This is a genomic window from Seohaeicola sp. 4SK31, assembly GCF_028802875.1.
GTDB lineage: Bacteria > Pseudomonadota > Alphaproteobacteria > Rhodobacterales > Rhodobacteraceae > Seohaeicola.
The window spans coordinates 1-6,631 of the sequence record NZ_JARAMP010000056.1; the positions used below are offsets into that span (position 1 = coordinate 1).

Below are 6,631 nucleotides of genomic sequence, written 5' to 3' on the forward strand. Positions count from 1 at the left end.
GTTTGGCGCCCCCTCGCAGAGAAGAGGCGCCAAGCTGTCATATGATCGAGGGCTCAGTGTGTGCGCAGTCTAAAGGTGTTCCTGTCGCCGTTGTTCATAAGGCTAAAGGCCGAGGGGGCGCCGCCCTGCACAGAGTCGAGCTTGTTGCCGTGGCCGTTCATGTACACATGGGTCCGATGCCAGACACCGTTGACCACAATCCCAAGCCCGTTGTCACCGTCATTGTATACTTTATAGTAATTACCACCGCCGTAGATGCCCGAAACAACGTTGCCCAGACGGTTAGCCGCGGCGACATTTAGCGGCTTCCAGCACGACCAAAGCTGCGACGGCCTGATCTTCGTCAGCAAACCAATCCATGCGAACCTGACCGCCCTGACCTATGCGGCCCCATTCTCGGCAAGGCGATCAACTACATGTTCGAGAAAGACGGTCGTTGGCAGGCGTTCACGGCATTCCTCGATGACGGGCGCATCTGCCTGACGAATAATGCGGCCGAACGCGCCCTGCGCGGCGTGGCCTTGGGCAGAAAGTCGTGGCTCTTCGCGGGATCCGAGCGCGGCGGTGAACGCGCCGCCGCCATGTATACCCTCATCGTCACGGCCAAAATGAACGACGTCGACCCACAGGCCTGGCTTGCCGATGTCCTCGCCCGGCTGCCCGACATGCCCGTCTCGCGCATCCATGACCTTCTGCCATGGAACTGGAAGTCGTGGCACCTCGCTGAGGCGGCATGATCATGCAGCTCAACAAGGTGTATTCCGTCAAGACCATCGACCGCGTTGCAGCCGAACTGGGCGAAACCGTCGACCGGATCTTCGATCTCGCCATCGACATGGAAACCGAAGATGGAGTGATCTGGGTCTACGGCCCTGGCGACGACAGCGTCATCGCCTTCACTCCGTTCGGGATTGAAAACCTGCAAGAGTTCATCGAAATGGACCGCGACCGCGCGCGTTGACCTCGCTGTGGCCTACGCCGCATGCTTACCGACAGGGAGGGCAAGAACCAGACTAACGCCCCTCCGGCATAGCACTCGGTCTGAGAGGACAGAACTTCCGCAAAGGTGGTGAAGAAAGCAGAAGTCGCTGTTCGCCCAACAGTGGGCGCTGCAAGTAAAACGATGCGAAGGGTTCCAAGATGGAAAATCCTAACTAAGGTACGACGTAAATTCAGTGGAGGGCGTTCATGGATAATGAAACAAAACTATCTGAGACACCGGATGAGTTCCTCGACGCCTTGGGGAAGAAGCTAATTGCAATGGAGGGTGTTGATAAGGACCTAGCGGGCGTCCTCACGGCACACATTCTAAGAGCCACTCCGACCCAGAACGCCGTTGTTCAAGCGAAGGACGCCATTATGAGACTCGCCGGTAAGCGGGCAGACCCGCCAAAGGTAGCGGTGATGAATGGCTGATCCTTACTTTCTTCAGTCGCTGAGTTTGACTGGGTTCCGGGCCTACCTCCAGCCGAAAACCTTCGATTTCAGTAAGAAGCGCTGCTTGGCGTTATTCGCGCCTAATGGCCGCGGCAAATCCAGCATCATCGATGCACTTGAGTTCATACTGTCCAAGGACGGAACGCTTGAACGGTTGGGGCAGCGTGCCATCAACAATCAGGCCGGCCCAATCGCTCTGGCGCACAATTTGGCTGAGGAAGCAAAGATCGCCCCGACCGTGGCGATCAGCGTCATCTCAGGCAAGGATATCACGAACGGCAATCGCGCGGCAGGAGGTGCAAAGCGTCCGATTCCGGTGGTGGCGGCCACCCTCAACACCTGCTTTGCGGTGCCGCCGATCATTCGTGGCCACGCGCTCCGTACCTTTGTTGAAATCCACACGCCCGAGCAGCGTTACGCAGATGTAGCCAACTGGCTTCAACTCGGCCCGCTGGTCGATGTGCAGAAGAACCTTCGTTCATTGCGCACTCAGATCAAGACCGCAGCCGAAGACAAGACGGCGCTCCAGCGCGTTGATAGCCAGCTCGCCAAGGAGACGACCCAAGCGGTCGAATCTTGGAATGCAGTGGCGGTTCTTTTCCATGCCAATACGCTGATCCTTGCGCCGCTTGATCCCGCGCTCGTCCTTGCAGCCCTAACTGCACTTGATCCCGCCTATGTCGAATTGGAAACGCGTGCCAAAGCAGAGGAAAACCAGATCGGTCTCGCCGGTTTGCGGCAAATCCGCAGCGCGGCAGCTGGCTTGTGGCTGGAGACGACGGACGCCGATAGCGGGGAGATTACCGTCAGTGGCGCAATTTCGACTTTCGATACCGCCGTTGCGACGCTGGAGACGGCTGAACGCGAAGAAGCCGATGAGCGCGACAAGGCGGCCGGAACGGTATTTCAGGCATTGTGGAAAGCCGCTGAACCGCTTTTCGCCGAAGGCGCGCCCGCACCAGAAGTTTGCCCGGTCTGCATCACACCGATAACCGACACCGCAGCAGGCAGTCCAGAGGTGATCCGAGACCATGTCGCCAAACATCTCGAAGAACTGGCCGACTACGCGGCCGCCAAGAAGACGCGCGACGATGCCAAGACGGCGTTGACTAAGGCCCATACCCAATTGGTGTCATCCCTGCCGGGGCTGATTGGCCTGCTCGGCGATGTTGAAGCGGCGCTTAAGTCCGATCTCGTCGCCTATCAAGCGACCGTCGCCGGCTGGCCGAAGAGCCCGGCGCCCGCGTCGGCTGGCATTGTCGCCTTGATTGCCAAATTGCTTGCCTCGCTTGATAAAGCCATTTCCGACATCGAGGCGAAGCAAGGGGATCATACATATCTCAAGGCCAAGTCGAAGATCGATCGCCTGCTGGAGCTAGAGGGCGAGCGGAAGCTAGCGCTGCGGACAAGCGAGGAGTTGGGGAAGTTATCCGAGGCGCTTAAGGCGCAGGCGGAAACAATCTCGGCCGAAATCCGAAAGAAGGTCCAGGTGCTACTCGATAAGCTCCAGACTCCGATGAATGACATATACAAGATGATCCAGGGCGCCGGAGCCAAGTCAATCCGGCTGGAGCTGCCGGGAGAAGACGATAGCAACCAGCAGCGCCTAAATTTGCTGATCGATTTTGCCGCGAACCGGGCAGGTGTGCAGCCGGGCGGCTATTTGAGCGACTCCCAAATCCATTCTGTAGCGCTGGCGCTGCGCATGGCTGCGATTAAGCAGTTCAATACCGGTGCGCCTATCATCGCGCTGGATGATATCGTCACCTCTTACGACGCGGATCATCGCCGCACTATTGCTGCACTGATCGCTACCATGTTCGGTGGCTGTCAGATCCTGATTACGACCCATGACGAGCGGTTCTTCAACTATCTGAAAGATCAGCTCGAAGACAAGACTTGGCACTTCACCAGGATCATCGGTCTCGATCCGGCCTTTGGACCCCGATTTGCCGATCACAAGGTTAGCGACGAAATGATTGAGGCCCGCTGGGCAGACGGGCAGTTGGCGGCCAATGAGATGCGCCAAGCCGAAGAGGAATGGCTTCTCGGCATATGCCGGGATTTTGGAGTCAGCGTTCGTATTCGCCCACTAGAGAAGGCTTACACCTACGATCGCAGCGAGTTGGCATCCGCGCTTGGCGGTTTTCTCAAGGACGCGAAGTTGGAACCTGCGCTGGTACCGGGCGTCAACAACCGCTTTCTTGCGAGCTTGGCGACTGGCACGATCGAAAATTTCGGGAGCCATTTTCAGGACGTCCCCTACGGCGATGGCTCGATCGGCGACGAAAAGACGCGCTGGGACGAGTTCAAGACATTCCGCAGCCAGTTCACCTGCAAGAAATGCAACCGCACGAAATTCCAGCGGCCCCTCACATTGAAGAAGCCAGTATGCGCGCATGGCGGATGTGAGACCCAGTTCGAGTTCGCAGCGGCGGGAGCAGCATAGTGGGAGGGCGATCCAAACCCGTCGAGCTGGCAACGCGCAGCTTTGAAAAGCATGGAGAAGCGAAACGAGTATCGGATCTTACAGAGGTGGACGGCTCATCTGCGCCATCGGCGCAAGGACCGCTAATCGATTACGCTCTTCACACTTTAGGCTGGAAGTCGTTTCAAGACCTGTGCGTAGCAATCGCTCAGGAAGTGCTCAAGCGGTCTGTTGAGACATTTCTGCCCTCAAAGGATGGCGGGCGAGATGGTGCATTTCTCGGCCGTTGGTCAAATGGAGATTCAGCCGGTCGCTCGACAATCCAATGCAAATTCACAAGCAAGGCGGATGCGCCACTAAGCCTGAGCGCCGTGAAGGGCGAACTGACCAAGGCCGGCAGGCTCGCAGCCAGAGGGTTGGCTGAAGACTACATCCTTCTCACAAACCACGGCGTATCGGGCACGCAGGCCGACGCAATCGCTGCGGCGTTCGAATCGGCGGGCGTGAAGAACTGTGTCATTCTGGGGCGTGATTGGATCGCACAGCAAATTCGGGAATCATCACGGCTACGGGTGATGGTGCCGAGGGTCTATGGATTGGGAGATCTTTCCCAGATCCTTGACGAGCGGGCATATGCGCAATCTCGTGCCGTTTTGAGCGCGCTTGGGGACGATCTGGCATGTTTCGTTGTCACAGAGGCACATCGTCAGAGCGTGGACGCACTACTCGATCATAATTTTGTCTTGCTGCTTGGGGATCCAGCTTCCGGGAAATCGACCATCGCCGCGAGCCTCGCCTTGGGGGCGCTGGATCACTGGCACGCGCCGACGATCCGCGTGACAAGTCCTGAAGATATCATGCGGCATTGGAATCCCGCTGACCCAAAGCAGTTCTTCTGGATTGATGACGCATTCGGCGCCACTCAGTACCAACGCCATATTGCCGATGGCTGGAATCGGCAGATGCCCTTGATGGCCGCTGCGCTGCGTAAGGGTGCCCGCTTTCTGCTGACATCCCGTACCTACATCTGGCGATCAGCTCATCGCGATCTCAAAACCGGCGCGTTTCCGCTTTTCGACAAATCGCAGGTGGTCATCAACGTCCAAGGCTTGGCAACTCCCGAGAAAGCGCAAATCCTGTACAACCACATAAAGCGCGGTGATCAACCAGCTGCTTTTAAGAAGGCAATCAAGCCGCATTTGGCAAAGCTTGCTGAAGATGCTTCTTTCCTTCCTGAGACAGCTCGTCGCCTCGGGTCCGCATTCTTTACGGAGAACGTGACCCTTGATGAGGAGGGCTTGCTCGATTTTGCACGGCGACCCGTCGACTTCCTAAAAGACGTCCTGCGCAATCTCGATCGGGGCGAAGCGGCCGCAGTCGCACTGATTTTTATGCACGGCGGGCAACTCGCGTCGCCGATCGAGAATGACGATCGTATAGCGCTAATCACGGAACTTCTGGGCGTCACTGCCGCCGAAATCCGGCTCGCGCTCGATTCACTTCGCGGAAGTCTTGCCCTGCTCATCGATACAACAGAGGGACCAAAATGGACCTTCAAGCATCCGACTATCGGCGATGCCTATGCTGCACTCGTTGCCAATTCACCTGAGTTGACCGAAATTTACCTGCGCGGCGCGAAATTCGAACGGTTACTTGAAGAGGTCGTGTGCGGCGGGGTGGAACTGCGGGGTGCGAGCGTCCGTGTCGGCCCTTCGCTGTACCCGGCACTTCTCAATCGTTTGCTCGCCCATCCCATTGACTACCGCATACGTTATTTTCTCGGGCAGCGCTGCGACGCTGCGTTCTTGCGGCTAGTGGCAGACCAGATGCCCGATCTTCTCGATCTTCGCCCCGGTGCGTTCATGGCTTACTCCTCCGAAAGTCGACTACTGGCGAAACTTCATCAGGCGAAACTCCTCCCCGAGCAAAAGCGCCTCAGCCTCGTAGAACACATTATCGACACGACCCTTACGATCCCCGATGGTGGTATTTTCCAGGACGAGTCCTTGCGTTCAATTCTGACGGATGCCGAGTTTGAACATCTCTTGGCCCGAGTAAGGGGGGACGTTGTTGATCGACTCGATACCCACATTTCCGAGTGGAAATCGAACTGCGAAGATAGCGATCCGGATAGTCACTTCGATGAGTTATCGAGCTTACTGACCGGTATCGAGGACGCACTTCCGATCGACGACCCCGACCGCGCCAAGATCGATAGTGGGCGTATTGCGATAGGGAAGGCGATTGATGATTTGAATGAGTCCCGCGCGCCCGACATTGAAGATCGAGTGGAAACGCCGGTTGGCCGATCCGCCAACGCACGCTCAAACATACAGTCAATCTTTGATGACGTGGATCGCTAAATGGTCTTGATGGACGCTGGCTGGCATATTCCTCTGATCCTCCACTTTGATGCATGGCTTCGTCGCAGCATCTCCGGGATCATCGGACGGGCCCAATCAATCTCTTATCCTTGTTGCGATGTGAGTGTTGGAGTTTACTTACAGTATCTGAAACCCGGCAAGTCCCGTACCAGAGAATTGACTTACTCCACCAACTGTCCGCTTCAGAATATGCATGCAAGCTTTATTCTAAAAGCTTGCATGATTACTCAACCCAAAAACCCAATAAAACATGGGGAAATGTGAACTTGATCGCTACTTGGCGGTCTTTTTTGAGCGTTAATTGGCGTTTCCGATGACGAGGGTCTGAGCGGCGGCCTCTACCACATCTTCGGTGATTGCGGCCATTTCGTTGATGCGGGCG

The 6,631-nt window shown here is 56.8% G+C and carries 5 protein-coding genes and 1 pseudogene; 5 read left to right on the top strand and 1 reads right to left on the bottom strand.

Translation table 11 applies throughout. The features are described 5' to 3' along the window. Positions 1–282: 282 nt before the first annotated feature. Positions 283–360 (bottom strand): hypothetical protein, encoded by a 78-nt coding sequence (locus PVW27_RS21640; RefSeq protein WP_432762109.1) that lies wholly within the window; start codon positions 358–360, stop codon positions 283–285. A 35-nt stretch (positions 361–395) separates the two neighbouring features. Here PVW27_RS21640 and PVW27_RS21070 point away from each other — a divergent pair. From PVW27_RS21070 to PVW27_RS21090, 5 genes and pseudogenes are all read left to right on the top strand, one after another. Continuing rightward, a pseudogene (locus tag PVW27_RS21070) lies at positions 396–737 on the top strand (transposase domain-containing protein); the annotation flags it as partial. Positions 738–739: 2 nt separating this feature from the next. Beyond that, entirely contained in the window at positions 740–961 is a 222-nt protein-coding gene (locus PVW27_RS21075; RefSeq protein ID WP_165809141.1) for a hypothetical protein, read from the top strand. 227 nt (positions 962–1,188) lie between these two features. Then, positions 1,189–1,416 (top strand): hypothetical protein, encoded by a 228-nt coding sequence (locus PVW27_RS21080; protein ID WP_274561126.1) that lies wholly within the window; start codon positions 1,189–1,191, stop codon positions 1,414–1,416. Beyond that, the gene (locus tag PVW27_RS21085; RefSeq protein ID WP_274561127.1) at positions 1,409–3,886 is read left to right on the top strand and encodes an AAA family ATPase; all 2,478 of its coding nucleotides are present in this window, start codon (positions 1,409–1,411) and stop codon (positions 3,884–3,886) included. Before PVW27_RS21080 ends, PVW27_RS21085 begins: the two co-directional genes overlap by 8 nt. After that, on the top strand, positions 3,886–6,228 hold the full coding sequence (locus tag PVW27_RS21090; RefSeq protein WP_274561130.1) for a hypothetical protein: 2,343 nt from the start codon (positions 3,886–3,888) through the stop codon (positions 6,226–6,228). The genes PVW27_RS21085 and PVW27_RS21090 overlap by 1 nt, the downstream gene beginning before the upstream one ends. Positions 6,229–6,631 lie beyond the last annotated feature (403 nt).

Bases quoted from the DNA above. Each gene is read 5' to 3' on its own strand.
- PVW27_RS21640 (WP_432762109.1), bottom strand. From the start codon at position 360: ATGGATTGGTTTGCTGACGAAGATCAGGCCGTCGCAGCTTTGGTCGTG.
- PVW27_RS21080 (WP_274561126.1), top strand. From the start codon at position 1,189: ATGGATAATGAAACAAAACTATCTGAGACACCGGATGAGTTCCTCGAC.
- PVW27_RS21085 (WP_274561127.1), top strand. From the start codon at position 1,409: ATGGCTGATCCTTACTTTCTTCAGTCGCTGAGTTTGACTGGGTTCCGG.
- PVW27_RS21075 (WP_165809141.1), top strand. From the start codon at position 740: ATGCAGCTCAACAAGGTGTATTCCGTCAAGACCATCGACCGCGTTGCA.